General features: G+C 70.4%; 34 protein-coding genes. 23 read left to right on the top strand and 11 right to left on the bottom strand.

All coding sequences use genetic code 11. The features are described 5' to 3' along the window. Positions 1 to 22 precede the first annotated feature (22 nt). From def (J3P31_RS14245) to fmt, 4 genes are read left to right on the top strand one after another with little or no spacing between them, the layout of a single operon-like run. Positions 23 to 580 (top strand): peptide deformylase, encoded by a 558-nt coding sequence (def, locus tag J3P31_RS14245; RefSeq protein ID WP_210529144.1) that lies wholly within the window; start codon positions 23 to 25, stop codon positions 578 to 580. After that, positions 577 to 1,038, top strand: a complete 462-nt coding sequence (gene def / locus J3P31_RS14240) for a peptide deformylase (protein WP_246849521.1) — start codon at positions 577 to 579, stop codon at positions 1,036 to 1,038. The genes def (J3P31_RS14245) and def (J3P31_RS14240) overlap by 4 nt, the downstream gene beginning before the upstream one ends. After that, a complete protein-coding gene (def, locus tag J3P31_RS14235; RefSeq protein WP_210529143.1) occupies positions 1,035 to 1,523 on the top strand; it encodes a peptide deformylase in 489 nt (162 codons plus the stop codon). The genes def (J3P31_RS14240) and def (J3P31_RS14235) overlap by 4 nt, the downstream gene beginning before the upstream one ends. Then, positions 1,520 to 2,419: a methionyl-tRNA formyltransferase gene (gene fmt, locus J3P31_RS14230; RefSeq protein ID WP_210529142.1), complete on the top strand. Its 900-nt coding sequence runs from the start codon at positions 1,520 to 1,522 to the stop codon at positions 2,417 to 2,419. The genes def (J3P31_RS14235) and fmt overlap by 4 nt, the downstream gene beginning before the upstream one ends. On the opposite strand, the gene J3P31_RS14225 is transcribed toward fmt, so the two are convergent. Beyond that, positions 2,416 to 3,441 (bottom strand): phytase, encoded by a 1,026-nt coding sequence (locus J3P31_RS14225; protein WP_210529141.1) that lies wholly within the window; start codon positions 3,439 to 3,441, stop codon positions 2,416 to 2,418. The two genes, fmt and J3P31_RS14225, sit on opposite strands and share 4 nt — an antisense overlap. Next, complete coding sequence (locus tag J3P31_RS14220) at positions 3,425 to 4,036, bottom strand: hypothetical protein (protein ID WP_210529140.1); 612 nt, start codon at positions 4,034 to 4,036, stop codon at positions 3,425 to 3,427. Before J3P31_RS14220 ends, J3P31_RS14225 begins: the two co-directional genes overlap by 17 nt. Before the next feature lie 290 nt (positions 4,037 to 4,326). On the opposite strand from J3P31_RS14220, the gene J3P31_RS14215 reads away from it, so the two are divergent. Further along, positions 4,327 to 5,055, top strand: coding sequence for an AzlC family ABC transporter permease (locus tag J3P31_RS14215; RefSeq protein WP_210529139.1), 729 nt, complete (start codon positions 4,327 to 4,329; stop codon positions 5,053 to 5,055). Further along, the gene (locus J3P31_RS14210; protein ID WP_210529138.1) at positions 5,052 to 5,351 is read left to right on the top strand and encodes an AzlD family protein; all 300 of its coding nucleotides are present in this window, start codon (positions 5,052 to 5,054) and stop codon (positions 5,349 to 5,351) included. The genes J3P31_RS14215 and J3P31_RS14210 overlap by 4 nt, the downstream gene beginning before the upstream one ends. 36 nt (positions 5,352 to 5,387) lie before the next feature. On the opposite strand, the gene rnhA is transcribed toward J3P31_RS14210, so the two are convergent. From rnhA to J3P31_RS14185, 5 genes are all read right to left on the bottom strand, one after another. Further along, a complete protein-coding gene (gene rnhA / locus J3P31_RS14205) occupies positions 5,388 to 5,867 on the bottom strand; it encodes a ribonuclease HI (RefSeq protein ID WP_210529137.1) in 480 nt (159 codons plus the stop codon). 66 nt (positions 5,868 to 5,933) lie between these two features. Continuing rightward, positions 5,934 to 6,197 carry a hypothetical protein gene (locus tag J3P31_RS14200; RefSeq protein WP_210529136.1) on the bottom strand — a complete coding sequence of 88 codons (264 nt, stop codon included), beginning with the start codon at positions 6,195 to 6,197 and terminating at the stop codon, positions 5,934 to 5,936. Positions 6,198 to 6,283: 86 nt separating this feature from the next. Beyond that, entirely contained in the window at positions 6,284 to 6,718 is a 435-nt protein-coding gene (locus J3P31_RS14195) for a DUF3429 domain-containing protein (protein ID WP_210529135.1), read from the bottom strand. After that, positions 6,715 to 7,668: a 4-hydroxy-3-methylbut-2-enyl diphosphate reductase gene (gene ispH, locus J3P31_RS14190; protein WP_210529134.1), complete on the bottom strand. Its 954-nt coding sequence runs from the start codon at positions 7,666 to 7,668 to the stop codon at positions 6,715 to 6,717. Before ispH ends, J3P31_RS14195 begins: the two co-directional genes overlap by 4 nt. Next, positions 7,665 to 8,270 (bottom strand): LabA-like NYN domain-containing protein, encoded by a 606-nt coding sequence (locus J3P31_RS14185; protein ID WP_210529133.1) that lies wholly within the window; start codon positions 8,268 to 8,270, stop codon positions 7,665 to 7,667. The genes ispH and J3P31_RS14185 overlap by 4 nt, the downstream gene beginning before the upstream one ends. Positions 8,271 to 8,321: 51 nt before the next feature. On the opposite strand from J3P31_RS14185, the gene folK reads away from it, so the two are divergent. From folK to J3P31_RS14110, 15 genes are all read left to right on the top strand, one after another. Further along, positions 8,322 to 8,930, top strand: coding sequence for a 2-amino-4-hydroxy-6-hydroxymethyldihydropteridine diphosphokinase (gene folK, locus J3P31_RS14180; protein WP_210529132.1), 609 nt, complete (start codon positions 8,322 to 8,324; stop codon positions 8,928 to 8,930). Positions 8,931 to 9,053: 123 nt separating this feature from the next. Further along, positions 9,054 to 9,407, top strand: coding sequence for a DNA-directed RNA polymerase subunit omega (rpoZ, locus tag J3P31_RS14175; protein ID WP_210529131.1), 354 nt, complete (start codon positions 9,054 to 9,056; stop codon positions 9,405 to 9,407). 34 nt (positions 9,408 to 9,441) lie between these two features. Next, positions 9,442 to 11,622 (top strand): RelA/SpoT family protein, encoded by a 2,181-nt coding sequence (locus tag J3P31_RS14170; protein WP_246849520.1) that lies wholly within the window; start codon positions 9,442 to 9,444, stop codon positions 11,620 to 11,622. A gap of 38 nt (positions 11,623 to 11,660) precedes the next feature. Then, positions 11,661 to 12,266 carry a DUF2062 domain-containing protein gene (locus J3P31_RS14165; RefSeq protein ID WP_368373086.1) on the top strand — a complete coding sequence of 202 codons (606 nt, stop codon included), beginning with the start codon at positions 11,661 to 11,663 and terminating at the stop codon, positions 12,264 to 12,266. A gap of 33 nt (positions 12,267 to 12,299) precedes the next feature. Then, positions 12,300 to 13,049 carry a pyridoxine 5'-phosphate synthase gene (locus tag J3P31_RS14160; protein WP_210529129.1) on the top strand — a complete coding sequence of 250 codons (750 nt, stop codon included), beginning with the start codon at positions 12,300 to 12,302 and terminating at the stop codon, positions 13,047 to 13,049. Between the two features lie 61 nt (positions 13,050 to 13,110). Continuing rightward, positions 13,111 to 13,605, top strand: coding sequence for a nucleoside deaminase (locus tag J3P31_RS14155; protein ID WP_210529128.1), 495 nt, complete (start codon positions 13,111 to 13,113; stop codon positions 13,603 to 13,605). Beyond that, positions 13,586 to 14,080 carry a hypothetical protein gene (locus J3P31_RS14150; RefSeq protein ID WP_210529127.1) on the top strand — a complete coding sequence of 165 codons (495 nt, stop codon included), beginning with the start codon at positions 13,586 to 13,588 and terminating at the stop codon, positions 14,078 to 14,080. Before J3P31_RS14155 ends, J3P31_RS14150 begins: the two co-directional genes overlap by 20 nt. Before the next feature lie 107 nt (positions 14,081 to 14,187). After that, positions 14,188 to 14,595: a holo-ACP synthase gene (acpS, locus tag J3P31_RS14145; protein ID WP_210529126.1), complete on the top strand. Its 408-nt coding sequence runs from the start codon at positions 14,188 to 14,190 to the stop codon at positions 14,593 to 14,595. Positions 14,596 to 14,686: 91 nt separating this feature from the next. Then, entirely contained in the window at positions 14,687 to 15,583 is an 897-nt protein-coding gene (gene lepB / locus J3P31_RS14140) for a signal peptidase I (protein WP_210529125.1), read from the top strand. Positions 15,584 to 15,594: 11 nt separating this feature from the next. Next, the gene (gene lepB, locus J3P31_RS14135) at positions 15,595 to 16,653 is read left to right on the top strand and encodes a signal peptidase I (protein WP_210529124.1); all 1,059 of its coding nucleotides are present in this window, start codon (positions 15,595 to 15,597) and stop codon (positions 16,651 to 16,653) included. Continuing rightward, positions 16,650 to 17,324, top strand: coding sequence for a ribonuclease III (gene rnc, locus J3P31_RS14130; RefSeq protein WP_210529123.1), 675 nt, complete (start codon positions 16,650 to 16,652; stop codon positions 17,322 to 17,324). Before lepB (J3P31_RS14135) ends, rnc begins: the two co-directional genes overlap by 4 nt. Next, the gene (era, locus tag J3P31_RS14125; RefSeq protein WP_210529122.1) at positions 17,321 to 18,253 is read left to right on the top strand and encodes a GTPase Era; all 933 of its coding nucleotides are present in this window, start codon (positions 17,321 to 17,323) and stop codon (positions 18,251 to 18,253) included. The genes rnc and era overlap by 4 nt, the downstream gene beginning before the upstream one ends. Before the next feature lie 14 nt (positions 18,254 to 18,267). Next, a complete protein-coding gene (locus J3P31_RS14120; RefSeq protein WP_210529121.1) occupies positions 18,268 to 18,603 on the top strand; it encodes a DUF1491 family protein in 336 nt (111 codons plus the stop codon). Between the two features lie 108 nt (positions 18,604 to 18,711). Next, positions 18,712 to 19,431 carry a DNA repair protein RecO gene (gene recO, locus J3P31_RS14115; RefSeq protein WP_210529312.1) on the top strand — a complete coding sequence of 240 codons (720 nt, stop codon included), beginning with the start codon at positions 18,712 to 18,714 and terminating at the stop codon, positions 19,429 to 19,431. Positions 19,432 to 19,517: 86 nt separating this feature from the next. Continuing rightward, entirely contained in the window at positions 19,518 to 20,699 is a 1,182-nt protein-coding gene (locus J3P31_RS14110) for an MFS transporter (protein ID WP_210529120.1), read from the top strand. 22 nt (positions 20,700 to 20,721) lie between these two features. On the opposite strand, the gene J3P31_RS14105 is transcribed toward J3P31_RS14110, so the two are convergent. After that, positions 20,722 to 21,285, bottom strand: a complete 564-nt coding sequence (locus tag J3P31_RS14105; protein WP_210529119.1) for a cob(I)yrinic acid a,c-diamide adenosyltransferase — start codon at positions 21,283 to 21,285, stop codon at positions 20,722 to 20,724. Between the two features lie 2 nt (positions 21,286 to 21,287). Next, positions 21,288 to 21,497 carry a twin transmembrane helix small protein gene (locus tag J3P31_RS14100; protein ID WP_210529118.1) on the bottom strand — a complete coding sequence of 70 codons (210 nt, stop codon included), beginning with the start codon at positions 21,495 to 21,497 and terminating at the stop codon, positions 21,288 to 21,290. Positions 21,498 to 21,645: 148 nt separating this feature from the next. Here J3P31_RS14100 and J3P31_RS14095 point away from each other — a divergent pair, with 148 nt between their 5' ends. Continuing rightward, positions 21,646 to 22,401: an O-methyltransferase gene (locus J3P31_RS14095; RefSeq protein WP_210529117.1), complete on the top strand. Its 756-nt coding sequence runs from the start codon at positions 21,646 to 21,648 to the stop codon at positions 22,399 to 22,401. A gap of 3 nt (positions 22,402 to 22,404) precedes the next feature. On the opposite strand, the gene J3P31_RS14090 is transcribed toward J3P31_RS14095, so the two are convergent. Both J3P31_RS14090 and J3P31_RS14085 read right to left on the bottom strand, forming a co-directional pair. Then, positions 22,405 to 23,259: an SDR family NAD(P)-dependent oxidoreductase gene (locus J3P31_RS14090; RefSeq protein ID WP_210529116.1), complete on the bottom strand. Its 855-nt coding sequence runs from the start codon at positions 23,257 to 23,259 to the stop codon at positions 22,405 to 22,407. Positions 23,260 to 23,325: 66 nt separating this feature from the next. Continuing rightward, positions 23,326 to 23,925, bottom strand: coding sequence for an SH3 domain-containing protein (locus tag J3P31_RS14085; protein ID WP_210529115.1), 600 nt, complete (start codon positions 23,923 to 23,925; stop codon positions 23,326 to 23,328). 141 nt (positions 23,926 to 24,066) lie between these two features. Between J3P31_RS14085 and J3P31_RS14080 the strand changes: the two genes are divergently transcribed. Beyond that, positions 24,067 to 26,409, top strand: coding sequence for a DNA topoisomerase IV subunit A (locus tag J3P31_RS14080; protein ID WP_210529114.1), 2,343 nt, complete (start codon positions 24,067 to 24,069; stop codon positions 26,407 to 26,409). Positions 26,410 to 26,548 lie beyond the last annotated feature (139 nt).

The following is a 26,548-nucleotide window of genomic DNA, read 5'->3' as shown; positions in this document are numbered from 1 at the left end:
CCGTCTCGCCTAAATCCGCTCCATGAGCATCCGTCCCATCCTTCTGCATCCCGATCCGCGTCTCAAGACGGTGGCCAAGCCCGTGGCCGTCATCGACGAGGCCGTCCGGCGCCTGGCCAAGGACATGCTGGACACGATGTACGACGCCCCGGGCATCGGCCTGGCCGCCCCGCAGGTGGGCGTGCTGAGCCGCCTGATCGTCATGGATTGCGTCAAGGACGACCAGGAGCCGCCGCGTCCCCTGGTTCTCGTCAACCCCGAGATCCTCTGGAGATCCGAGGAGACCGCCCCCTACGAGGAAGGCTGCCTTTCGATCCCCGAGCATTTCGCCGATGTCGTGCGTCCGCGCGAGGTCGAGGTGAAATGGACCGACCTCGACGGCCACGACCAGCAGGAGCGGTTCGCGGGCCTTTGGGCGGTCTGCGTGCAGCACGAGATCGACCACCTGAACGGCAAGCTGTTCATCGACTATCTCGGTCCCATCAAGCGCGGGGTCATCACCCGCAAGATGGAGAAGCTGAAGCGCGACCTCGCCCGTGACGGGCATCCCCAGAAGGGCCACGAGGCCGCGCGGCTTTGATCCGGTCCATCGTCCAGATCCCGGACCCCGTCCTTCGCCAGTCCTGCGCGCCCGTCGAGGCCTTCGACGCGTCCCTGCGCGACCTGGCCGACGACATGCTGGCCACGATGTACGACGCGCCGGGCCGGGGGCTGGCCGCGCCGCAGATCGGGCTGCCGATCCGGCTCTTCGTCATGGACGTGGCCTGGAAGGATGGCGCGCCCGAGCCGCAGGTCTTCGTCAATCCCGAGATCCTCGAGGTCTCCGAGGACCGCGTGACGCGCGAGGAGGGATGCCTCTCGATCCCAGGCCGCACCTCGCGCGTGTCCCGGCCGTCCGAGGTCGCCCTGCGCTGGCAGAACCTCGATGGGGAGGCGCGGGACGGGCGCTTCTCCGGCGTCGCGGCGACCTGCATCCAGCACGAGATCGATCACCTGGACGGCGTCCTTTGCACCGACCGGGAGGAGCCCTCCGCATGACACGTCCCGTCCTCCCTTGGCCGCACCCGATCCTGCGGCGGCCCGCCGAGCCGGTGCCCGTCGTCACCGACGAGATTCGCGTCCTTTGGAACGAGATGATCGAGGTCATGGAGGCCATGCCCGGGGTCGGCCTGGCCGCGCCCCAGATCGGGGTGTCCCTGGCCCTGGCCGTCGTGGACGCCTCGGAGGCGCGGGGCCAGGCCGTCCGGATGGCCAATCCCGAGGTGCTCCATGCCAGCGTGCAACTGCGCGACCATGAGGAAGCCTCTCCGAACCTGCCGGGGGTATCGGCGGTCGTCTCGCGGCCCCGCGCCGTCACCGTGCGGTTCCTGAACGACCGGGGCGAGGTCGAGGACCGCGACTTCGTCGGCCTTTGGGCCACCAGCGTGCAGCATCAGATCGACCATCTGGCCGGCCGGATGTACTTCGACCGGCTGTCCCGCGTGAAGCGCGACATGCTGATCCGCAAGGCCCGCAAGGGATGAGGATCGCCTTCATGGGCACGCCCGACTTCTCGGTCGCGCCGCTGCGGGCGCTGACCCTGGCCGGGCACGAGATCGCCTGCGTCTACTGCCAGCCACCCCGCCCCGCTGGCCGGGGGCAGAAGGCGCGTCCCTCGCCCGTGCAGGCCGAGGCCGAGCGGCGGGGCCTGCCCGTGCGCTATCCGACCTCGCTCCGGACTCCCGAGGCGCAGGCGGAGTTCGCGGCTCTCGACGTCGACGTCGCGGTGGTCGTGGCCTATGGCCTGATCCTGCCGCAGGCGGTGCTGGACGCGCCCCGGCAGGGCTGCCTGAACATCCATGCCTCGCTCCTGCCCCGCTGGCGGGGCGCGGCGCCGATCCACCGCGCGATCATGGCCGGAGACGCCGAGACGGGCGTCTGCATCATGCGGATGGAAGCGGGGCTCGACACCGGGCCGGTGCTGCTGCGCGAGGCCCTTCCGATCGGCCCGACGGACACGACCGGGGACCTGCACGACCGGCTGAGCGGGCTTGGCGCGCGGCTGGCGGTCGAGGCTCTGGCGCGGATCGCGGACCTGGTGCCGCAGTCTCAGCCGGACGAAGGCGTGACCTACGCCCGGAAGATCGACAAGGGCGAGGCGCGGATCGACTGGACGCGTCCCGCAGCCGAGGTGGACCGCCTGATCCGCGGCCTGGCCCCCTTTCCCGGCGCCTGGACCGAGGCCGGGGGCGAGCGGATCAAGCTGCTCCGTTCGCGCGTGGCGGGCGGGCAGGGGGAACCCGGGCAGGTGCTCCGGGATCTGGTCGTGGCCTGCGGAGAGGGGGCCGTAGAGGTGCTGGAGGTGCAGCGCGCCGGGGCGCGGGCTCTGGCCGCCGCCGACGCGCTGCGTGGCTGGAATCCCGGCGACCGCCTGGCCTAGTTCGGCAACTGCGCCAGGATCGCATCCCAGGCGATCAGCTTGAAGTTGGTCGTGAAGCCCGCGTTCTGGTCGTCCATCATCACGAGGAGGCCGCCCGGAAAGTCGGGTCCCACGGGTTTGGCGGTCACGTCGAGGCCGTCCGTCTCGGTCACGCCATCCACGGCGCCGGGAGCGATCTCGACCATCGCCTCGCAGGCGGGCGCGGCCTCGCCCTCGAGCCGGAACAGGGCCGCGCGATGCACGCCCTGCGCCGAGGCCACGAGGTATCGGACAGGCCCATCCAGGATCGCGAGGCCCTCCACGTCATCGCGTGGCAGGCAGTCCGATGGGATCGCGGCGATCCGGGTGCCGTCCGTCCCGCCTGCGGGCGAGAGTGGAAAGCGCCAGATGCCTTTGTCCTCCTCGCCCACGTAGAGGTGCCCGGCCCGGTCGTCGACCACCATCCCCTCGGGCTGGCTGCCCACCCGCAGCGTGCGTGCGGGCTCGAGCCGGAGCGTGCCCTGGCTTTCATGAATGCGCCATTGCACGACATGGCCGGATTTGAAGTTGACGATGGCGTAGGTGCCGCCCGAGTCCTGTCCCATGGCAAAGCCGTAGATGTCGTCGGCCCCGATCCCCGGCGGGATGGCCGCATGTTGCCAGGGCGTGGCGGGGCGCACCCCGCCCTCGTCGATGACGTAGAAGACCAGGGTGTCGTCGTCGCGCCGCGTGGCGCCCGCCAGGCCGACCTCCCGATCTCCGATCCGAAAGGGGCGGACATCGACGTTGTTGAGATGCCCGCCGGGCAGGAAATCCCGGACCGCGCCGTCCAGACCGTAGACATAGAGCCCCGCCGTCTTGTCCGTCCCAAGGATCAGGCTGTCGGCCGGATCGCCGGGATCGACCCAGATGGCGGGATCGTCGGCGTCGCCCCGAGTTCCTTCCGTTTCGGCCGTGGCCGGGACGGCGATGGCCAGCGGCTCCGCCATGACGGGCGCCGCCAGGAGGAACAGCGGCAGGAGCGCGTCAGTCGTCCTTTTCATATTCGACCACCGGCACCGTGAAGGACATGACAAGGCGGTCGGCCCCGTTCTCGGCGACCATGTGGCCCCCGATCGTGCCATCGGGCATCAGGCCTTCGGCGTCCGGCGTGCCCTTGTCCTCGGACAGCGTCAGCGTCCCGCTCCAGCCCCCGATCTCCTCGTTGACTGAACCAGCCTCGGTCTCCCACTCGGCCGCGGCTTCCAGGAAGGCCTTGGCGCCCTGGGGGAAGTTCTCGGGGCCGAGCGCGAAGCTCGCGGGCAGGGGACGCTGCCGGGCGAAGTCGTCGTTCTCCACCTCGATCTCGAAGCTCTTTTCCACCCCGTCGATGACGGCCTGGATCGAAACCTCGAAATCGCCGAACCGCCAGCCGGCCGCGCCGGGAAGATATTCGCGCTTGCCCTCAAAGGCGACGACGTCCGGGGCGGCGGACAGGTCCAGGATCTGTATGTTCACCGGGTGGCCGGCCAACTGGCCCATCAGCACGAGGTGCGGCTCGGGGCCGAGCCATGCGGCGGGCGGCCCGGACAGGGCAGCGCTGCCATCCTGCGCAAAGGCAGGCAGCGGGAGGAGGCATAGGACGAGGAGGTGACGCATCACGGTTCTTCCGGGGTGGTGGTGGACTCATTCTGCAAGCCACATGTGACGGGGCCGTGACGGCACGGGCCGGATGAGGGCTCCGGGAATCGGTGAAGTGACGGCCGGCACGGCACCTGACGACGGGCGTCGCCACTTGGCCGGTTGCGCGGCCCGCAGGATGCGGTAATCGCTCGGGCTGGGCGGAATGGGACCGGCCGGATCCTGAGGCGAGGCGCTCTGCCCGATGGGGTGGACCCTGATCGCAACTGGGCGCGCCGCCTCCCCCGACGGGCCGGAAGGAGAGCCGCATGACCACCCTGGATCCTTGCACGCCGGCCGATGCCCTCGTCCGGCGCCGGCGCGAGGTGGTCCGCGGCCTGGCCGATGCGCTTCCCGTGATGCTGGGCTTCGTGCCTTTCGCCCTTCTCCTGGGCGCGCAGGCGGCGCAGAAGGGCTTCCACCTCGCCGAGGTGCCCCTGATGACCGGCCTGAACTTCGGCGGAGGGTCGGAGTTCGCGGCCGTGGGCCTCTGGAGTTCGCCGCCCCACGTGCTGCTGATCGTGGCGGTCGCGCTCCTGGTGAACTGCCGCCACCTGCTCATGGGGGCCGTCCTGGCGCCCTATCTGCGGGATCTGCCCAGGCGCCGCACCCTGCCCGCGCTGTTCCTCATGTGCGACGAAAGCTGGGCCCTGGGCCTTGCGGACGCGCAAAGGCGGGCGTCCTTCAGCCTGCCCTATTACATGGGCGCGTCCCTGGGGCTTTATGCCACCTGGGTCGCCTTCACCGCCCTGGGGGCCGGGCTCGGGCCCGTGATGGGCGACGTGACGGTCTATGGCTTCGACATGGCCTTTCCGGCGGTGTTCCTGGTGCTGCTCCGGGGCATGTGGAAGGGCGCCCGGGCCGCTCGTCCGTGGCTCGTGAGCCTCCTCGTCGCGGGGGCGACCTATCTGTTCGTGCCGGGGGCCTGGTATGTCGCGGCCGGTGCGCTGTCCGGGCTGGTGGCCGCCTGGTTCTGGGCCGAGGACGCATCCCGATGATCGACCCCACCACCCTCCTGACCATCGTGCTGATGGCCCTGGCGACCTATCTGACGCGGATCGGCGGTTACCTGTGGCTGCGCAACGCCACCCTGGGCCCGCGTGCCGCCGCCGTGCTCGAGGCGACGCCGGGTTGCGTCCTGATCTCGGTCATCGCCCCGCATTTCGTGTCGGACCGTCCGGCGGACCTGGCCGCGCTGGCGATCACGCTGGTCGCGGCCACGCGCCTGTCGCTCCTGCCGACGGTGCTGATCGGCATCGTGGCCGCGGCAGGGTTGCGGCACCTGCTGGGCTGAGGTGGACGGCGGCCCGGCGTTCACGCCCGGCGCGGCTCAGGGCCGGCTGGCGCCCTGCCGGACCTTGGTCTTGAAAGGCGCCATGCCAGCGCGGGCGAGGGCGTCGGCACGCTCGTTCTCGGCGTGGCCAGCGTGGCCCTTGATCCAGCGCCAGGTCACCTTGTGGCGGGCGGCGGCCTCCTCGAGCCGACGCCAGAGATCCTCGTTCTTGACGGGCTCGTTGGAGGAGGTGCGCCAGCCGCGCGCCTTCCACCCACGGAGCCATTCGGTGATCCCGCCCTTCACATAGGCGCTGTCGGTCACGACCGTGAGAACGGACGGACGTTCCAGCGCCTCGAGCGCGTTGATCGCGGCCAGGAGCTCCATCCTGTTGTTGGTGGTCATGGCTTCGCCGCCCGACAGCTCCCGCTCGCGGAGAACCTGGTCGCCCTCCCACGCGATGAGGAGGGCGCCCCAGCCGCCCGGTCCGGGATTTCCGGAACAGGCGCCGTCGGTGTAGGCAAAAAGGGCGGGCATGGCGCGGGCTCCTGTATCTGGAAGCCGTGGCCTAGCCCGCCCGGACCTGCGGTGCAACCGCCCGGGTCAGACCGGGTAGTCGGCGGGTGCGACCCCGGCGGCCTCGAGCGCCTTGCGGACCTGGGCGACCTCATCCTTGGACAATCCGTGATTGCCGCCGTGCAAGGTCACATGCTGGCCTGCCAGCGTCGCGCTGAAGCGGCCATGGCCCGTGTGGCCCACTTCGGCCCCGAGGTCCCGCAGCACGTTCTCCACGTCGTTCAGATGGAGGTTGCTGGGGATAGGATGGGCAAAGAGGCTGTGCAGGACCTTGCGATGGCTGTGGTTCATGGTGGGTCTCCCGTAGTGATGGCCCACTCCCGCATGGGAATCGGTCGGCGTCCTTGACCTGCGTCAACCCCCGGAGGGGTTGGGGGTCAGGGCAGTGCCGTCAGGAGACAGATCACCACGAGGCTGGTGAGCAGGAGCCGCAGACGCATCCACCAGGACGGCGCAAGCCCCGTTCTCTGGGCGTGCAGGTCCAGGCCGAGCAGCCCGGCGAATCCCACGGCCAGCGCCAGCGCCGAAAAGCCCAGGGCAAAGGCCCATAGCGCCGGGACCGTGGACAGCGCGTACAAGATGGCCGCGTGCCGTCCCTCGGCGCGGGGCGCGAACCCCCACACGACCCCGGACATGAAGCTCAGGATGATCGTGCCATAGAGCAGGAGCAGCGTGCGCCCCGTGAAGCGCGGGCCGAGCAGGTCGAGGCTCCAGTCGCCCAGGGCCGGAACCAGGACACCGAGCGCGCCCCATGCGAAGGGCAGGACCCCCGCGAGGCCCAGCATCAGGGGCGCGGGGGGGATTCGCCTCACGCGGGTTCCCGCAGGATGCGCGGCACCTTGAACTCCACGTCCTCCTCGGCGGTCACGACCGGGCGGACCGTGACGTCATAGCGGCCGCGAAGGGCCTCGATGACCTCGTTGACCAGCTCTTCGGGCGCAGAGGCGCCGGCGGTCAGGCCGATGCTGCTCACGCCCTCGATGGCCCGCCAGTCGATCTCGGCCGCGGTCTGGATCAGCTGCGCATAGGGGCAGCCCGCCTTCTTCGCGACCTCCACGAGCCGGCGGGAGTTCGAGGAGTTGGGCGCGCCCACGACCAGGATCGCCTCGCAGGACGGAGCCATGGCCTTGACCGCCATCTGGCGGTTGGTGGTGGCGTAGCAGATGTCCTCCCGCGCCGGGCCCCGGATGGCCGGAAAGCGGGCCTGAAGCGCGGCCACGATGTCCGCCGTGTCGTCCACCGACAGCGTCGTCTGCGTCACGAAGGCCAGGCGGTCGGGATCGCGCACCCCAAGGGTGGCAACGTCGGCCACATCCTCGACCAGCAGCACCTCGCCGGGCGGGAGCTGGCCCATGGTCCCGACCGTCTCGGGGTGGCCGGCGTGGCCGATCATGATGAGCTGGAGCCCGTTCTCGTGGTGCCGGGCGGCCTCGATATGGACCTTGGTCACCAGGGGGCAGGTGGCGTCCACCTGGATCATGTCGCGTTCCGCGGCCTCGGCCGGGACCGACTTGGCGACGCCATGGGCCGAGAAGACGATCGGGCGATCCGCGGGCGCGTCGGCGACCTCCTCGACGAAGACGGCCCCCTTGGCGCGGAGCGCGTCCACGACCGTCCGGTTATGGACGATCTCGTGCCGGACGAAGACCGGGGCGCCCCACTTCTCGAGGGCGAGCTCGACGATGCGGATCGCGCGGTCCACCCCGGCGCAGAAGCCGCGCGGAGCCGCGAGATGCAGCACGAGGGCGGGGCGGGGGGTCATTCCTCGGCCGCGACCGGGGTGCTGGGCTCGGAGGTTTCGCGAGGCCAGGGGCGGGTGCCCTCGGGGCGCGGCTCGCGCGGGGGGCGTCCCACGACCTCGCGCAGGTCCTCGAGGTCGATGAAGTTGTCGGCCTGCCGGCGCAGGTCGTCCGAGATCATGGGGGGTTGGCTGCGGATCGTGGAGCAGACCGACACGCGCACGCCCTTGCGCTGCAGGGCCTCGACCAGCGGCTTGAAGTCGCCGTCGCCGGAAAAGATCACGGCATGGTCGATGTGCGGGGCAAGCTCCAGGGCGTCGACGCAAAGCTCCACGTCCATGTTGCCCTTCACCTTCCGGCGGCCGAGGGAGTCGGTATACTCCTTTGCGGGCTTGGTGCGCATGGTGAAGCCGTTGTAGTTCAGCCAGTCCACGAGGGGACGGATCGGCGAATATTCATCGTTCTCGAGAAGGGCGGTGTAGTAGAAGGCGCGGACCAGCTTGCCCCGGCGCATGAATTCGGCCCGAAGGAGCTTGTAGTCGATGTCGAACCCCAGCGCCTTGGCCGCCGCGTAAAGGTTCGAGCCGTCGATGAAGAGAGCCAGCCGGTCGTCGCGATAAAACATGAAATGCCTTTCATTATGTCTCAAAAAGCCAACCGAACCGAACCGGTCAGCATGAATGCCACGAACATAAGTACGCGCGCGCAAGGCGCAAGTGCGGGAACTGCGACCTTTGTACCTACCTTGGTCGCGCTCGGGTCCAACCTGGCCTCGCCGCGCGGAGGGCCGGCCGAAACGGTCGCGGCCGCCATGGCCTTGCTGGCGGACCTGGGCCGCGCCGCTAGGCCGAGCCGGCTCTGGAAGAGCCCGTCTTGGCCCCCGGGCGGTCCCGATTACGTGAATGCCGCCGCGATGGTCGAGACGGCCCTCTCCCCCGAGGAGGTGCTGGCGCGTCTTCACGGGATCGAGGCGACTTTCGGTCGCACCCGGGATCTCCGCTGGGGCGCGCGGACCCTGGACCTTGATCTGGTCGCCTGGGGCGATGCGGTCCGGCCCGACGGGGCGACGCAGGCGCTCTGGCGCGGACTCGATCCCGACCGGCAGGGCCGGGAAGCGCCCGACCGCCTGATCCTGCCCCATCCCCGCATGCAGGACCGGGGCTTCGTGCTCGCTCCGCTGGCGGAGGCGGCGCCCGACTGGCGGCACCCCTTGATCGGGCGGACGGTCCGGGAGATGCTGGGGGACCTTCCCCCCGGCGCGCTGGACGGGGTCGTGCCCCTGTGACCGCGCTAGGACCTGATTGGCGCTTGTCAATCGGGCGGCAACTGTTTAGCTAGAGGGCTTCCGAGGCCGGACCGCCGGATGAATCCGTGCGCCCGGCCCCACCGCCTTTCCGGGAGTGTGTCCATGGCCCGCGTCACCGTCGAAGACTGCGTCGACAAGGTTCCCAACCGCTTCGAGCTCGTCATGCTCGCCGCCCATCGTGCGCGCGAGCTCGCCTCCGGCGCCCCCCTGACCCTCGCCCGCGACGATGACAAGAACCCCGTCGTGGCGCTGCGCGAGATCGCCGAGGAAACCCAGCAGGCCGAAGACCTGCGCGAACGGATGATCGCCGCTCACCAGACCCAGATCGAGGTGGACGAGCCCGAGGAAGACGCCATGGCGCTCCTCATGGGAGCCGAGATGGACCGTCCCGTGCAGGACGACATGAGCGAGGAGCGGATGCTTCGCGCGCTCATGGAGGCGCAGGGCCAACGCTGAGCCCGCGGGCCCCGGCCCGCGGCGGGGGGACGACATGCAGGACCACGCCATCGTAATGGCTCCGGGCGCGGCGACCACCGCCACGCCCGACGAGCTCGTCACTCTCGTCAAGGCCTACAACCCCCGCAGCAACGAGGCGCTGATCCGTCGCGCCTGGGCTTTCGGCGAGAAGATGCACGAGGGCCAGCTCCGCAAGAGCGGAGAGCCCTATTTCACCCATCCGGTCGCGGTGGCCCGCATCCTGGCGGACCAGCAGATGGACGACGCCACGATCGTGACGGCGCTCCTCCATGACACCGTGGAGGACACCAAGGCCTCCCGCGCGCTGGTGGAAAAGGAGTTCGGCCCCGAGATCGCCGAACTGGTCGAGGGCGTCACCAACCTCACCAAGATGCAGATCCGGTCCGACGAAACCCGTCAGGCCGAGAACTTCCGCAAGCTGTTCATGGCGACCTCGCGCGATCTGCGGGTAACGCTGGTCAAGCTGGCCGACCGCTTGCACAACATGCGGACCATCAAGTCCATGTCCCCCGAGAAGCAGGCCCAGAAGGCCCGGGAGACGATGGATATCTACGCCCCCCTGGCTGGCCGCATGGGGATGCAGTGGATGCGCGAGGAGCTGGAGGACCTGTCCTTCAAGGTCCTCATGCCCGAGGCGCGGCAATCGGTCATCCGCCGTTTCCTGACTCTTCAGGACGAGGCCGACAACGTCATCCAGAAGATCGTGGAGGACATCCGCGACCTGCTCCGCAAGGAAGGGATCGAGGCCGAGGTCACGGGGCGCGCCAAGAAGCCCTATTCGATCTGGCGCAAGCTCCAGACCAAGGAGCACGCCTTCTCGCGGCTGTCGGACATCTACGGCTTCCGCATCATCTGCCGCACGGCGGCCGACTGCTACCGCATCCTGGGCGCCGTCCACCAGAAGTGGCGCGCCGTGCCGGGGCGCTTCAAGGATTACATCAGCCAACCCAAGTCGAACGGCTACCGGTCGATCCACACCACGGTTTCGGGCCGGGACGGCAAGCAGGTCGAGGTGCAGATCCGCACCCTCGAGATGCACGAGGTGGCCGAATCCGGCGTGGCTGCGCATTGGTCCTACAAGGACGGCGTCCGGAGCGAGAACCGCTTTGCCGTGGACCCCGTGCGCTGGATCGCCCAGATGACCGAGCGGTTCGAGGGCGGCGAGGACCACGACGAGTTCCTCGAGGCCGTGAAGCTCGAGATGTACCAGGACCAGGTGTTCTGCTTCACCCCCAAGGGGCACGTCATTCCCTTGCCCAAGGGGGCGACGCCGATCGACTTCGCCTATGCCATCCACACGCGCATCGGCCATGCCTGCGTGGGCGCCAAAGTGGATGGCGTGCGGGTGCCGCTTTACACGCGGCTCCGCAACGGCCAGTCGGTCGAGATCATCACCGCCGAGGGGCAGACCCCGCAGGCCACCTGGATCGGCATCGCCGTCACGGGCCGGGCCAAGGCGGCCATCCGCCGGGCGCTCCGCGAGGAGGACCGCGAACGGTTCATCAAGCTCGGGGCCGAGCTGGCCCGCGTCGCCTTCGAGAACGTGGGCAAGAAGGCCACCGACAAGGCTCTCAAGACCGCCGCCAAGGCGCTCGGCTTCGAGGACGAGGAGGACCTGCTGGCCCGCCTCGGCTCGGCCGAGCTGACCGCCCGCGAGGTCGTGCGCGTGCTCTACCCCGATCTCGCCCGCCGCCCCGGCGAGGAGGTCGACGAGAAGCGGGCCGTGGTCGGGCTGGGGCCCGGCCAGGCCTATCGCCGCGCGCTCTGCTGCCAGCCGGTCCCGGGCGAACGGATCGTGGGCATCACCCATCGGGGGCAGGGGGTCGTGGTCCATGCGATCGACTGCCCCGCCCTGGCCGACTACGAGGAACAGCCCGACCGCTGGCTCGACCTCCGCTGGCAGGAGGGCAACCACCGGCCGGTCAACACCGTCACGCTGGAGCTCACCATCTCCAACGGCCCGGGCGTGCTGGGTCGGGTCTGCACCCTGATCGGGGAGCAGTCGGCCAACATCTCGGACCTCCAGTTCACCGACCGCAAGCCGGACTACTACCGCCTGCTGGTGGACGTGGATCTCCGCAACGCCGAGCATCTGCACCGGGTCATGACCGCCCTCGAGGCCGAGACCAACGTCTCGGCGGTCGCGCGCCACCGCGACCCCAATCGGGCGACGCTGACCCCGCCCAGGGCCTGATGGTTTTCCGGAGGCGGGACAGGCGCAGTCCTTGGCGGTTGGCGGCCGAAGCCGTCTATCCGCGCGGCGGCTGGCGCCGGTCGCTGGAATACATCAAGCACCGCCTGCGCCGCCTGCCGGACAGCCCCGAGAAGATCGGGCGCGGCATGGCGGCGGGCGTTTTCATCAGCTTCACGCCGCTTTACGGGTTCCATTTCATCGGCGGGCTGCTGATCGCCAAGCTGCTCCGGGGCAATCTGCTGGCGTCCGTCATCGGAACCTTCGTCAACAACTTCCTGACCCTGGTCCCGATCAGCGCGATGGCGGTGGGGCTGGGCTACTGGATGCTCGGCATGACGCCGGACGCGGGGCTCGTGCACGAACTGGGGCACCAGTTCGGCCAGGCGGGCTCGGACCTGTGGCACAACGCCCTGGCCCTGTTCACCTCGTCCGAGATGGAATGGTCGGGTCTGGCCGTCTTCTTCCGGCGGGTCTTCGTGCCGTACTTCGTGGGCGGACTCATCCCGGGCGTGCTGGCCTCCCTGCTGTTCTACTGGATCACCGTGCGGCTGGTCGCCGCCTACCAGGCCGCCCGGCGCAAGGCTCTCGAGGAGAAGCTCGCGCAGCTGCGCAAGCCCCCTGGCGCAGGTCCGGCGGGACGCTAGGCTGGGGCGGCAAGGACCAGGAAAGGGCAGAGGATGACCGATCGGCTGAGGCTCGGGGTCAACATCGACCATGTGGCAACGGTCAGGAATGCGCGGGGCACGGCCTTTCCCGATCCGGTGCGCGCCGCTCTCATCGCCGAAGCGGCCGGCGCGGACGGCATCACCGCCCACCTGCGCGAGGACCGGCGCCACATCTCGGACCGGGACATCGAGCGGCTCATGGAGGCGCTGACGAAGCCCCTGAACTTCGAGATGGCCGCCACCGAGGAGATGCGGGCCATCGCGCTCCGCCACCGCCCCCACGCCATCTGCGTGGTGCCCGAGCGGCGCGAGGAACGGACGACCGAAGGCGGGCTGGACGTCGCCCGGGACGAGGATCGGATCGCCGCCTTCATCGCACCGTTGCGCGACATGGGCGCGCGGGTCTCGCTCTTCATCGGGGCGGACCCGCGCCAGATCGAAGCATCGGCGCGGGTGGGGGCCGCGGTGGTCGAGATCCACACCGGCGCCTATTGCGACGCGCATCACGACGGACACCCGGACGAGAGAGATGCCGAGCTGGCCCGCATCCGCGAGGCCGCCGACCTTGCGCGATCCTTGGGGCTGGAGGTCCACGCGGGCCACGGCCTGACCTACGAGACGGTCGAACCCATCGCTGCCATCCCTGCGATGCGCGAGCTCAACATCGGGCATTTCCTCATCGGCGAAGCCATCATGCTGGGCCTCGCGCCCGCCATCGCCGAAATGCGGCGGCGGATGGACGTGGCTCGGGGAATCGCCTGACGGATCCGGGAACGGCAGCGCCGGCCGGTCGTTGGGCTTGTGCCGCTGCTCCGGAGTCACGATGCCCGACCCTCTTGGCCCGCCGCCCTCCGACCCGCGCCCGACCGAGGCCGAGACCGCGGCCCTGCGCGACGCCATAGCCCAGGCGCGCGCCGTGGCCGAAACGGGTGGCATGGGAATCGTCGCCGCGGTGCTGTCCGGCGGCCGCGTCATCGCCATGCGGCCGAACCAGGTCGAGGAATCCGGGGACCCCAGCCGCCATGCCGAGATCGTGGCCATGGCGGCCGCGGCGCAGGCCCTGGACCGGGTGGACCTGAGCGGCGCCACGCTCGTCACCACGCTCCAGCCCTGTGAGATGTGCCTGGCCGCGATGCGCTGGGCGGGCATCTCCCGTCTGGTGTTCGCAGCGAGGCAGGAGGCCGTCCATCCCAAGTACTTCCAGTTCGGCGGCCTGACGCTGGCCGACTTCCACGCGGCCGCCGACCGGGGCTTCGTGCATCTGGGCGGCATCCTCGAAGAGGAGGTGATCGATCTTTATGCCGATGGTCAGGAGTAGTCTTCTCGCCGCGACCCTCGCCGGTCCCGCCCTGGCCCAGCAGGTGCAGGACTGCGACGAGATCCCGCCTGTCACGTCCCTCGTGGAGCCCTGGGAGGAGACCAGCCTGTCCATCGGAGCCGGCGCGATCCGGCTCGCGCTCCTGCACGGGACGCAGGACGAGGGCGTGACCCTTCTCGTGCTCACCCTGCCGCCGCCCGAGCCGGGCGGCGAGGACGACGGTGCCGCGGCCACGTCCGAGGGACCGCCTCCTCCGCCCCCGGTGCCGCGATGCCGGCTGGTGACGGAAGGCGGGCTGGGATTTGCCGGTCTCGACATCGGGGCGATCGAGACGGACGAGGATGCGGAGGCCGCGACGCTGACCGCCGCCATCCCGGCGCTGGGCTTCATTCCCGAATCGACGCAGCTCGAGGAGCGGACGCTCACGCTGACCTTCGGGGTGACGGACGACTCCCTTGTCGCTGACCTGGACTGAGGGGCGGGCCGGGTGCGGACCCTCTCGCCAGCCCTGGCCTGATGCGCTAGGTCCGGGGCATCCATGACCTTCCGCATCCCATCCATCCGCCCGCCGCGTGACGCCCGATGATCCTTGGCATCGGAACGGACCTTTGCAACATCGAGAGGATCGAGGGCACGCTTGCCCGGTTCGGCGACCGTTTCCGGGACCGGGTCTACACCGAGGTCGAACTCCGCAAGGCCCGGTCGAGGGCCCATGAGGCCGCGACCCTGGCCAAGCGCTGGGCCGCCAAGGAGGCCTGCTCCAAGGCTCTGGGCACGGGCCTCCGCATGGGCATAGCCTGGCGCGACATGGCGGTGACCAACCTGCCCACCGGGCAGCCCGTCATGGCGCTGACCGGCTGGGCGGCCGAGCGGCTGGCCGAGATGACGCCTCCGGGCCACCGCGCGGTCATTCACGTGACGCTGACCGACGACCACCCCTGGGCGCAGGCCTTCGTCGTGATCGAGGCTCTCCCGCTGGCGCTCTCGTGATGGGGTCGGGATGGGGCGGGCTCGCGGCCGCGGGTTGACTTGAGACCGCCGTAGCGTCAGGAAACGCGCGTCGCGGAAGGCGGGGACCAGCATGGCATTTGGACGTGACCGCCGCGTGGCGGCGGATGAGGATCGGGGCGTCGTCGCCAGCATCTGGGAGACGGTCAAGACGATCTTCTGGGCCCTGCTGATCGCGGGCGTCTTCCGGACGCTGTTCTTCCAGCCGTTCTGGATCCCTTCGGGCTCCATGAAGGACACGCTGCTGATCGGCGACTTCCTGTTCGTCAACAAGATGGCCTATGGCTACTCCTACGCCTCCTGTCCCTCGATCCCGCTCGGGGTCATCGGGCTCGACATCGGCGCCGAGGACATCTGCGGCTGGATGGACGGCGACAACACCCGCCTGCTCGGGCATATGCCCCAGCGGGGCGACGTCGTGGTGTTCCGTCACCCCGTCACCGGCACCGACTTCATCAAGCGGCTGATCGGCCTGCCCGGCGACCGCATCCAGATGAAGGACGGCCTTCTTTACATCAACGATGAGCCTGTGACCGTCTTCTCCGAAGGCGAGTTCCACGAAGTCTACGAGCCGCAGGGGCCGCAGGGCCTCGCCCCCTCCTGCGTCGGGGGAGCCAAGGCGCTGGGCGACGACTGCATGTCGTACCGCTACATGGAAACCCTGCCCGGCACGCCCCAGCCCGACGGCACCGTCTCGGCCGGCGTGACCCACAGCATCCTCGACATCGGGGACCTGCCGCAGGACAACACCGGCGTCTTCACGGTGCCCGAAGGCTACTTCTTCTTCATGGGCGACAACCGCGACAACTCCACGGATTCGCGGTTCCCGCAGTCGGCCCGCGGCGTGGGCTTCGTCCCGCTCGAGAACCTCGTGGGCCGGGCGGACCGGGTGATGTTCTCCTCGGCCGGGCGCTCCATGCTGGCCTTCTGGACCTGGCGTCCCGACCGCTTCTTCAAGGCGATCGACTAAGGGCCCGCTACATGGCCCGATCTTCCGCGCCGGAGCCGCTCTCGCCCGCGCGCCTCTTCCTGAACGGCTTCGATCCCTCGGGCCGGACGCGGCCCGGGGCGTTCGGCATCGTCCTTGGGGCGGTCGGCGTGCTTTGGGCGACATGGTCGTTCGGCCCCTTGCTGTTCGACAGCTGGGGCCGCGGGCGCGAGGCTCTCGCCGCCCTTGCCCTTGCGATCGGGCTGGTGCCGGGCACCGGCCATGCGATGCGCCGGCTGAACGACATGGGATGGTCCGGGTGGTGGGCCTGGGTCCTGGCGCTGCCCTGGGCGCGATGGGCGCTTCTGGCGGTCCTGGTCCTGGCCCCGTCGTCGCAGCGGCGACGGCCCTCCCACAGCCGATGGCGGGTGCTCGGGCTGGGGGTCTCCGGCGGCGCGGCGCTTGTCGTGGCGGGCAGCCTCCTGTGGACGACCGCGCCCGTGCTCGCGCAGGGGATGCGGCCCACGCTGCTCCCCGGTGACCTCGTCCTCGTGCGGCGTGCGCCGGTGGCCCTGGAACGGGGCGACGTGGTCGCCGTCCTCGTGGCCGGAAGCAAGACGCCGCGCCTGGGCCGGATCATCTCGCTCGGAGGGGAGAGGGTGGCGGTCGAGGGCGGCGTGCCGGTGATCGACGGGGCGCCGGCCTCGCGGTCCGAGGACGGGTTCTTTACCGAAACCTTCGGACGCCAGGGGCCGCTCGGCGTCATGCCCGTCTGCGGCAACGGCACCGTGGGGCTCGGGGCCGAGTGCAGGACCCACCAGCACCGCGAGACTCTGCCGCAGGGGCGCGCCTATCCGATCCTGGACGTGGGGCCTCGCCCCCTGGACCGGGCCGAGGAGGTCGCCGTGCCGCCGGGGATGCTGTATCTTCTGGGGGACGACCGCGACGCGGCGCAGGACAGCCGTCTGGCGGTGGGCGTGCGCGGGCTGGGGCTCGTGGCTCTGGACCGGGTGATCGGTCGGGTGGACGTCGTGATCGCCTCCTCGGAAGCGCGGTTCCCCTGGGACCCCCGGGGCTGGCGCCTGGAACGGATCGGAAGGATCGTGCGGTGAAGCTGTCAGGATCGATGAAGCTGCTGACCGAACGCCTTGGCCACGAATTTCGGGATCCGGCGCTGCTCCTGCGCGCGCTCACGCATGGTTCCCGGGGCGGCGCGGCGGACAACCAGCGGCTCGAGTTCCTGGGCGACCGCGTGCTGGGCCTCGTCATGGCCGAAGCGTTGCTCGACGCCGACCCCGCCGCCGACGAGGGGCGGATCGCCCCCAGGTTCAACGCGCTCGTGCGGCGGGAAACCTGTGCCGAGGTGGCGCGGGAGGTCGACCTCGGGTCCGGGCTCAAGCTGGGCCGCTCCGAGATGATCGGCGGCGGGCGCAAGAAAGAGGCCCTGCTGGCCGACGCCATGGAGGCGGTGATCGCCGCGGTCTATCTGGATGCGGGCCTCGAGGCGGCGCGCGGCATGATCCTGCGGCTCTGGGGCGAACGCATCGCCTCGGCGCCCAAGGATGCGCGCGACGCCAAGAGCGCGTTGCAGGAATGGGCGCAGGCTCGCGGACTGACGCCGCCGGACTACATCCTCATCCTGCGCGAGGGGCCGGACCACGCCCCCCGTTTCGTGATCGAGGCGCGGCTGCCGACCGGAGAAACGGAACGGGCCGAAGGTGCGACCAAACGCGCGGCCGAACATGCGGCGGCGGCGGCATTGCTAGGAAAGCTGGACGGATGACGGACGAGACCCATACCCCGAAGGGACCGACGCGCGCCGGCTTCGTCGCGCTGATCGGAGAGCCCAATGCAGGCAAGTCGACCCTGCTGAACCGCATGGTCGGCGCCAAGGTGTCGATCGTGACGCACAAGGTGCAGACCACCCGTGCCCGGATCAGGGGCGTGGCCATGGCCGACGACGCCCAGATCGTCTTCGTCGACACACCCGGCCTGTTCCGGCCGCGCCGCCGACTCGACCGCGCGATGGTCGCGGCGGCCTGGGGCGGGGCGGCGGACGCCGACGTGGTCGTCCTGCTGATCGAGGCGCACCGGGGCAAGACCCCCGGCGTGGACGCCATCCTCGAGAACCTGCGCGAACGGATCGGCAAGCGCCCGGTCGCCCTGGCCATCAACAAGATCGACCGGGTCAAGGCCGAGAACCTGCTCGCCCTGTCCCAGGAGATGAATGAGGCGTTCCCGTTCGAGAGGACCTTCATGATCTCGGCCGAGCGGGGCTACGGGACCGAGGACCTCAAGGCCTGGCTCGCCTCCATGGTGCCCGAGGGGCCGTGGCTTTACCCCGAGGACCAGATCGCCGACCTGCCGATGCGGATGATCGCGGCCGAGATGACCCGCGAGAAGCTGACCCTGCGGCTGCATCAGGAACTGCCCTACGAGCTGACCGTGGAGACGGAAGCCTGGGAAGAGCGTCCGGACGGCAGCGCCCGCGTGGACCAGATCATCTACGTCGCCCGTGAAGGGCATCGGGGGATCGTGCTGGGCAAGGGTGGGGAGACCATCAAGGCCGTGGGCCAGGCGGCGCGGCAGGACCTGGAGGAGTTCATGGGCCGCAAGGTCCACCTGTTCCTGACCGTGAAGGTCAAGGAGAACTGGCTCGAGGACCCCGAGCGCTATGGCGAGATGGGGCTCGACTTCCGTGACGGCGCCTGAGCAGGGCCCGCGACGTGACTGAGCCACGGCTTCGCGCCGGCGTCTGGGTGGCGGCCTATCTCGCGCGGCTCCGGGCCGAGGCGATCCCGGCCTTCTTGGTCGGGCGAGGGGACGAGACCGCAGGCGCGGTTCTGGTGAAATGCGCCACGCTGGACGGCAAGGCCAAGGCCTTCCAGCGGAGCTTCGATCCCATGACGGGCGCGCGCACCTGGATGACCCTGGCCGAAGGCGACGAGGCCGAGGTCGACTCGGCGGTGACCCGCCAGCGGCGCTATGACCCGGACCTTTGGGTCATCGAGGTCGAGGACCGGAGCGGCCGGCATCTGCTTGGCGAGGACGGGCTCGAGTAGCTGGCCACCGACATTCCGGTGGGGTCGGCGCTCCGGTCGTCGAAGGCCCGGGCGGCAGGCCCGCCATCCCTTGCCCTCTCCCTCGCGGTGCCCCAACTCTGGCACATGATCGAATGGCGCGACGAGGGCATCCTTCTGGCCGTCCGCCCGCATGGGGAGACCTCGGCCATCGTCGAGGCCTTCTGTGCGGAGCATGGACGCCATGCGGGCGTCGTGCTGGGCGGCGTGTCGCGCCGGATGCGGCCGTTCCTGCAGCCCGGGGTTCTTGCCCAGCTTGGCTGGCGCGCGCGCATCGATGAACATCTGGGCCACTACACCGTGGAGCCGATCCGGAACCGCGCGGCGGTGGCGCTGGGCGACCGGCTGTCGCTGGCCGGGATCGGGGCGGTGACCGCGCTGCTGTCGGCGGTGCTGCCCGAACGCGCCCCGCATCCCCGGTTCTATGACCAGACCAACGCGCTGCTCGACCTGCTGGGGCAGGGCGACGTGTGGCCCTTGGCCTATCTCCAATGGGAGATGGCGCTGCTGGAGGAGCTGGGGTTCGGACTCGACCTGTCCGCCTGCGCGGTGACGGGCGCGAAGGAGGGTCTGGCCTATGTCTCGCCCCGGACGGGTCGGGCCGTGAGCCGGGACGGGGCCGGGACCTATGCCCCGCGCCTCCTGCCGTTGCCCCCGGTGCTGCGGGGCGAAGGAGAGGCCGACGCGGCGGCCATCGGCGAGGCGCTGCAGGTCACGGAACATTTCCTCAAGGAGCGGCTCCTGCCCGAGGGCCGGGAGCTTCCGGCGGCCCGCGACCGGCTGCTTTCGACGCTGGCGCGACAGGACTGACGCGAAGCGGCCGTCCCGCGTCGCGGGCGGCACAGACCTCGACGCGGCGGATGCGGTGAATGCGCAGGCAGCCCACGAGTGCCCTCATGCCCCCTCTGCCGTCCCGTCGTCCCCGCGTCGAGGATTTCGCCCTCCTGTTCGGTCTCGAATCGGCCGTGCGCGGGGTGCTCCTGTCGGCGATGCCCCTGGTCATGTACCGGGCCTGGGGCGAAGGCACGGTGGTGTCGGGCTTCTATCTGGGGGTGGGGGTCTGCTCGCTGCTGGCGGGGCTGCTGGTCCCCTGGGCCGCGCGCCGGCTGGGCCGGCGGCGGATGATGGTCCTGTCTGGGATGCTTTACCTGACGGGCATGACGCTTCTGCTGACCGGACTCCCCTGGCTCACGCCGCCGGCCCTGCTGGTGAACGCGGTGGCCACCGTGACCTTCTGGGTCTGCCTCTCGGCCTATGTGCTCGACCACATCCCGCGCGAGGACCTGCCCCGGAACGAGTCCATGAGGCTCCTGTACGGCGCGCTCGCCTGGACGGTCGGACCCTATGCGGGGGTGCTGCTGCTGGACTGGTGGCGGCCTGCGCCCTTCCTGGTCGCGGGCACCTTCGCGGCCCTGACCACGGCAGCCTTCCTGCGGCTGAGGCTCGGCGACGGCAAGGCCGTCGGAGCCGTGGACGGAAATCCCCTGGCCTTCGTGGGGCGGTTCCTGCGGCGGCCCCGCCTGGTCGCGGGCTGGACCTTTGCGACGATCCGAAGCGCGGGCTGGTGGGTCTACATCGTCTACCTGCCGATCTTCTGCGCCCAGAACGGCCTGGACGAGACGATCGGCGGGGCGGCGGTGTCACTGGCGAGCGCGCTTCTGTTCGCCACGCCGCTGATGCTCCGGCTGGTCCGCCGGATGTCCGTCCGGACGGCGGTGCGCGGCACCTTCGGGTATTGCGCGGCGCTCTTCCTGCTGTCGGCGCTGCTCTCCCCCTGGCCCTGGGCGACGGTGGGATGCCTGGTCCTGGCCGCCGGGGGGCTCGTGATGCTGGACGTCTGCGGGTCCCTGCCGTTCCTCATGGCGGTGAAGCCCTCGGAACGGACGGAGATGTCGGCGATCTACTCGAGCTTCCGGGACGTGTCGGGCATCGTCAGCCCCGCCGTGGGCGGTCTCGTGCTGCTCGTGGCGCCCCTGGCGTCGACCTTCGCCGTGTGCGGGGCGGGAATGGCGGCTGCCTGGGCGGTCGCGGGACGTGTCCATCCCCGGCTGGGCCGCACGCGCCGGGCGGCGGCCTAGCCGGACGACGCCGTCACCGACCTCAGCGGTTCGCGCCGGGCACCCAGAGCACGTCCGCCTTGCCGCCGTCGTTCGCCATCCGGGCCGCCACGAAGAACCAGTCCGACAGGCGGTTGAGGTAACGCAGCGCCGCGCCGTTCACCGCATGCTGCTCGGAAAGGGCGACGGTCAGGCGTTCGGCCCGCCGGGCCACGGTGCGGCACAGGTGAAGATGGGCGGCCAGCGCCGACCCCCCCGGCAGCACGAAGCTCCGCAACGGCTCGAGCTGCGCGGTCATCGCGTCGATCCCGGCCTCGAGCCGCTCCACCTGCGCCTCGGTCATGCGAAGCGGCACATGGGCCTGCTCCCCGCCTTCGGGGCGGCACAGGTCGGCCCCCAGGTCGAAGAGGTCGTTCTGGATGGCGGCAAGTTCGGCGCCGATGTCGCCCTGCGCATGAAGGCGGGCCATTCCGACCGTGGCATTGACCTCGTCCACGGTGCCATAGGCCTCGACCCGAAGCGCGTGCTTGCGGACGCGGGTGCCGTCGCCCAGGGCAGTGTCCCCGGCGTCCCCGGATTTCGTGTAGATGCGGCTCAGAACGACCATGCTCAGGTTCCCCGGCTTCTGAGGAAGACATAAAGGACGATCAGGGCGATCGCGATCCCTTGGGCGTAGATGCGCCAGCGCATGATCCGGTTGGCGTTGCGCCGGTTGAAGTCGCCGCCGCGTCCGAAGGTGCCCACGCCGAAGAGCAGGATGCCCAGGACGATCAGCACCGCGGCGACGACAAGGTAGAACAGGGGATCGCTGAAATCCATGAACCGCTCCGGTCAGTGTCAGGAAGGGTTTAGCTGAGCCGTTGCGGAAGGAAAGCCCATCCGCACCGGGGTCCCCCTGGCGCAGATCCGGGACATCCTTCAGTCTGGCAGGCGTCCCGGACGGTCCGGGGCCGGGGTCGGGGTCCTCATGGCCGGAGGGATCAAGGCGATGCTCCGGCGGCGGTTGCCGCCTTGGGTCGAGGCCGGCCTCGGGCTGCGTGTCCGCTATGTCCATCGCGCGGGCGGCTGGCTGGCCACGCACCTGCCCGAAGGGCGGTTCCATCCGCCCCGGCCCCCGGAGCTGCGGCTGATCGAGGGGCGGGCCGCCGCCACCCAGGCCCTGGGCCCCCAGCCGCTCTGGCGCGGTTACGCGAATCAGCTGCGCTGGGTGCGGAGCCCGGACGAGGTGCGGTCGAGCGTGACGCTGGGGTGCTTCTTCTTCTGGCTGGCCGCCACCCGCCGCCCCGGCATCGTCGCCGAGTTCGGAACGGCCTTCGGCGTGTCGGGCATGTACTGGCTGGCCGGGATCAAGGCCGCCGGGTCGGGCAGGCTGCTGACCTTCGATCCCAACCGGGACTGGGCGGCCCTTGCGCGTGCGAACCTCGCCTGCGTGCATCCGGCCTTCGACTCGACGATCGGCCTTTTCGAGGAGGAGATCGGCCGGAGGCTCGCTCCGGGGCAGGGGGTGGACATCGCCTTCGTGGACGGGATCCACGCCAGCACCTTCGTCGACGCCCAGTTCGGGGTCATCCGGCAGCATGCCGCCCCCGGTGCGCTCGTCCTGTTCGACGACATCAACTTCTCGCCGGACATGGAGGCCTGCTGGGCCGCCATCGCCCGCCGTCCCGACCTGAGGGCGAGCGCGACCGTGGGCGCCCGCCTGGGCATCGTCGAGCTGGCCTGACCCTCAGGCCCGGCGGAGCACCCAGTCCATGGCGCGCGAGGGCAGGAGCCGCCGCATCAGGCCCACCGCATGGGTCGGCGCCGTGACGTAGTAGCGCGCCGCCGGACGGGGGGAATCCAGGATCTGGACCAGCCGCTCGGTCACAGCAGTGGGCGGGAGCTCCCAGCGGTCCTGCCCGGCCGGGCCGTAGAGGCGATGCAGCACCGTCTGGTATTCGTCCTTCCGGGGCGAGGACGCCCAGTCGATCCACCGCTCGAAATGGGGGATCGCGTTCTGGCGGAGCCGCGAGGCCACGGGACCGGGCTCGATCAGGGACACATGGATGCCGGCCGGGGCCATCTCGAGCCGCAGCACCTCGGACAGGCCTTCAAGGGCGAACTTGGTCGCGGAATAGGCGCCGCGCCACTTCACCCCCACGAGGCCCAGCACCGAGGAGCAGTTGACGATATGACCGTGGCCCTGCGCCCGCATGATGGGGATCACGCGGCGGGTCAGCTCGTGCCAGCCGAAAAGGTTGGTCTCGAAGATTGCGCGAAGGCCGTCGGTGGGCAGGTCCTCCACGGCCCCCGGCAGCGCGATGGCGCCGTTGTTGAACAGCGCATCGAGAGTGCCCCCCGTGGCCGCGAGGACCTCGGCCAGCGCGGAGTCCATCGACGCCGGATCGGTGTAGTCGAGGCGCGGGCTTTCGAACCCTTCGGCGCGGAGCCGCTGGCAGTCCTCCTCCTTGCGACAGGCGGCGAAGACGCGCCAGCCGTGCGCCCGGAGGCCAAGGGCGGCATTGGCCCCGATCCCGGAGGAGCAGCCGGTGATGAGGATGCTGCGGCGCGGGGCGGCAGCGGGGGCGTGGGCGGCGGACATCGGAAGCTCCCGGTCTGGACAGGTCCGGCCTGCTTAGCCCGGCCCCCGGCAGGCCGGAAGGAGGGGTCAGCCCTCGGCGTCTGCAAGAAATCGTGCGGACATCCAGCCCAGCTCCCCTGACGGCATGCGGACGCGGACCCAGCCGCCGTCGCGGTCCACCACCTCGGCCATGTCGCCGGCATCGACCTGGCCCACGACGTCGAACTCGACCCCCGGGCCGAGCCGCACGTTGACGCGGTCGCCGGTGACCCGGCGCAAGGCGCCTGCCGCGTCGGCCGACGCGACGTCCACGACCTCCTCGCGCGGGGTGGTCAGCTCCGGCGCAATCGCCGCCAGGGCCTCGACGGGACCCAGCGCGGCATCGGGGTCGGGACCGGGTTCGACCTCCGCCTCGGATGGCGTCTCGGCGGCCAGGGCGGTCACGCCGGTCACCTCGTCGAGCTGGATGTCCGCAGGCCCGCCCGCGTCGGCCATCCGGGTGCCGGACGCCTCCTCCGGGGTGTCCAGGGCCGGCCCGGCCGGGGAGGGCTCCGCTTCGGCGGCGGTCTCCGGGGCTGGCGCCGTCGTGGCCTCGGCCCGCGTTTCGGGCCGGAAGTCGGACCCGCCCGACAAGGCCCAGTAGGCCAGCGCCATAAGCGCAAAGGACAGCAGGATGAAGATTCTCACGACCGCCTCCACGAGCATCCATCCGGTGCGGGGACCCGGGCCATGTTACACCAGGCCGCCGCGCAACGCAGGCGAAAACGTTCGCGTTAGCGCTTTGTTCCGCGACTTGTGCGACCGGCCGCCGCCCTTTACATCGCGTCCATGACCGATGACGCGTTGATCCCCGAAGGCGACGACCCTTCTCTCCTCGTGACGGAGCCGCTGCGCCGCGCCATCGGCGAGCGCTACCTGACCTATGCGCTCTCCACCATCATGCACCGGGCGCTCCCGGATGCGCGGGACGGCCTCAAGCCGGTGCATCGCCGCATCCTTTACGCCATGCGGGAGCTGCGGCTGGTGCCCACGGGCGGCTTCCGCAAGAGCGCCAAGATCTCGGGCGACGTGATGGGGAACTACCACCCGCACGGGGACGCCGCGATCTACGACGCGATGGCCCGTCTCGCGCAGGACTTCAACGTCCGCTACCCGCTGGTCGAAGGGCAGGGGAACTTCGGCAACATCGACGGGGACAACCCCGCCGCCGCCCGCTACACCGAGGCGCGGCTGTCCGCCCTGGGCGAGGCCCTGATGGAGGGCCTCGACGAGGATGCGGTCGACATGCGGCCGAACTACGACGGCACGCTGCTCGAACCTGTCGTGCTGCCCGCGCCCGTGCCGCACCTTCTGGCGAATGGGGCCTCGGGGATCGCCGTGGGGATGGCGACCTCGATCCCGCCGCACAACCTCGATGAACTCATCGGCGCCTGCCTGGAGCTGATCAAGAAGCCCGACCTGCCGGACGAGAAGCTGCTGGAGCTGATCCCGGGCCCGGACTTCCCGACCGGCGGCATCCTCGTGGAGCCGCCCGAGGGGATCGCGCAGGCCTACCGGACGGGACGCGGCAGCTTCCGGCTGCGGGCGCGATGGACCGTTGAGGAGCTCGGCCGCGGCGTGCGGCAGATCGTCGTCACCGAGATCCCCTACCAGGTCCAGAAGTCCAAGCTGATCGAGAAGCTGGCCGAGATCGTCCAGACCAAGAAAATCCCCGCGCTGGCCGACGTCCGGGACGAGAGCGCCGACGACGTGCGCATCGTGCTCGAGCCCAAGTCGCGGTCGGTCGATCCCGAGATGCTGATGGGCATGCTGTTCCGGCAGTCGGACCTGGAGGTCCGGGTGCCCCTGAACATGAACGTGCTGATCGACGGGCTCACGCCCAAGGTCTGCTCGCTCCGCGAGGTGCTGCGGGCCTTCCTCGACCACCGGCGGGACGTGCTGCTGCGCCGTTCGCGCCACCGGCTGGACAAGATCGACCGGCGGCTCGAGGTGCTGGGCGGCCTGCTCATCGCCTTCCTGAACCTCGACCGGGTGATCGACATCATCCGCTACGACGACGATCCCAAGGCCGCGCTGCAGGCCGAGGACTGGGACAAGCCCCGCGCCCGCGCCCGGTCCGAAGCCGATTACGTCTCGCCGCTGCCCGCCAAGGGGCAGGCGGTGATCCCGCCCGGCGTCGGCATGACCGAGGTGCAGGCCGAGGCCATCCTCAACATGCGGCTGCGGTCCCTGCGGCGGCTGGAGGAGATGCAGCTCATCGCCGAGCGCGACGCCCTCCTGGCCGAGCGGGGCGACCTGCTGGCCCTTCTGGACGACGAGGCTCTCCAGTGGAAAGCCATCGCCAGCGCCCTCAAGGAATCCCGCAAGCAGTTCGGCGCCAAGGCTCCGAACGGGGCGCGCAGGACCACGCTCGACATCGCCGCCGAGACGGCGGACATCGCGCCCGAATCCATGATCGAGCGGGAGCCGGTCACGGTCGTCCTGTCCGAGATGGGCTGGGTCCGCGCCATGAAGGGCCACGTCGAGGGCGAGGGCATCCGCTACAAGGACGGCGACAAGGCGCGCTTCCTTCTGCGGGCCGAGACCACCGACAAGCTTCTCGTGCTGGGCGCGAACGGGCGGATCTTCACGGTGCCGGCGGTGAACCTGCCGGGCGGCCGTGGCATGGGCGAGCCGCTGCGCCTGATGATCGACCTCGACGCGCCCGTGGTGGCGGTCCGGCTGCACCGGCCGGGGGGCAAGCTGATCGTCGCCTCGGACCAGGGCGATGGCTTCATCCTGTCCGAGGATGAGGCGCTGGCCCAGACCCGCGCCGGGCGCGTGGTTCTGAACCTGCCCGAAGGGGCGAGGGCGGCGCACCTCGTGCCGGTGGAAGGGGACCACGTGGCCGCGATCGGCCAGAACCGCAAGATGCTGGTCTTCCCGGTCTCCGAGCTGCCCGAGATGGGGCGCGGCAAGGGCGTGCGGCTGCAGGCCTTCAAGGACGGCGGCCTGTCGGATGTCACGACGCTGAACTTGGCCGATGGGCTGACCTGGCTGCTGGACGGCGGCAAGACGCGTCGCGAGCCGGACCTGGGCGAATGGCTCGGCAAACGTGGCCAGGCCGGCCGCATGGCTCCGCGCGGCTTCCCGCGGGACAACAGGTTCGCCGCGCCCGTGACCCCGGCCTGAGCCGGGGCGGCACCTTTCGGCGGGGCGGACGGCCGGCCCGCCCTGCAATGGCCGGGCTGGCGTGGCGACAATGGCCACCGGGGGCCATGATTGCGCCCCTCTTGCCTTCAACCGGCCAATTCCATAAATGGCGCGCGGA

Origin of the sequence: Rubellimicrobium arenae (genome assembly GCF_017916275.1) — a bacterium.
GTDB classification, from domain to species: domain Bacteria; phylum Pseudomonadota; class Alphaproteobacteria; order Rhodobacterales; family Rhodobacteraceae; genus Rubellimicrobium; species Rubellimicrobium arenae.
This window is presented reverse-complemented; position numbering and strand designations above follow the sequence as displayed.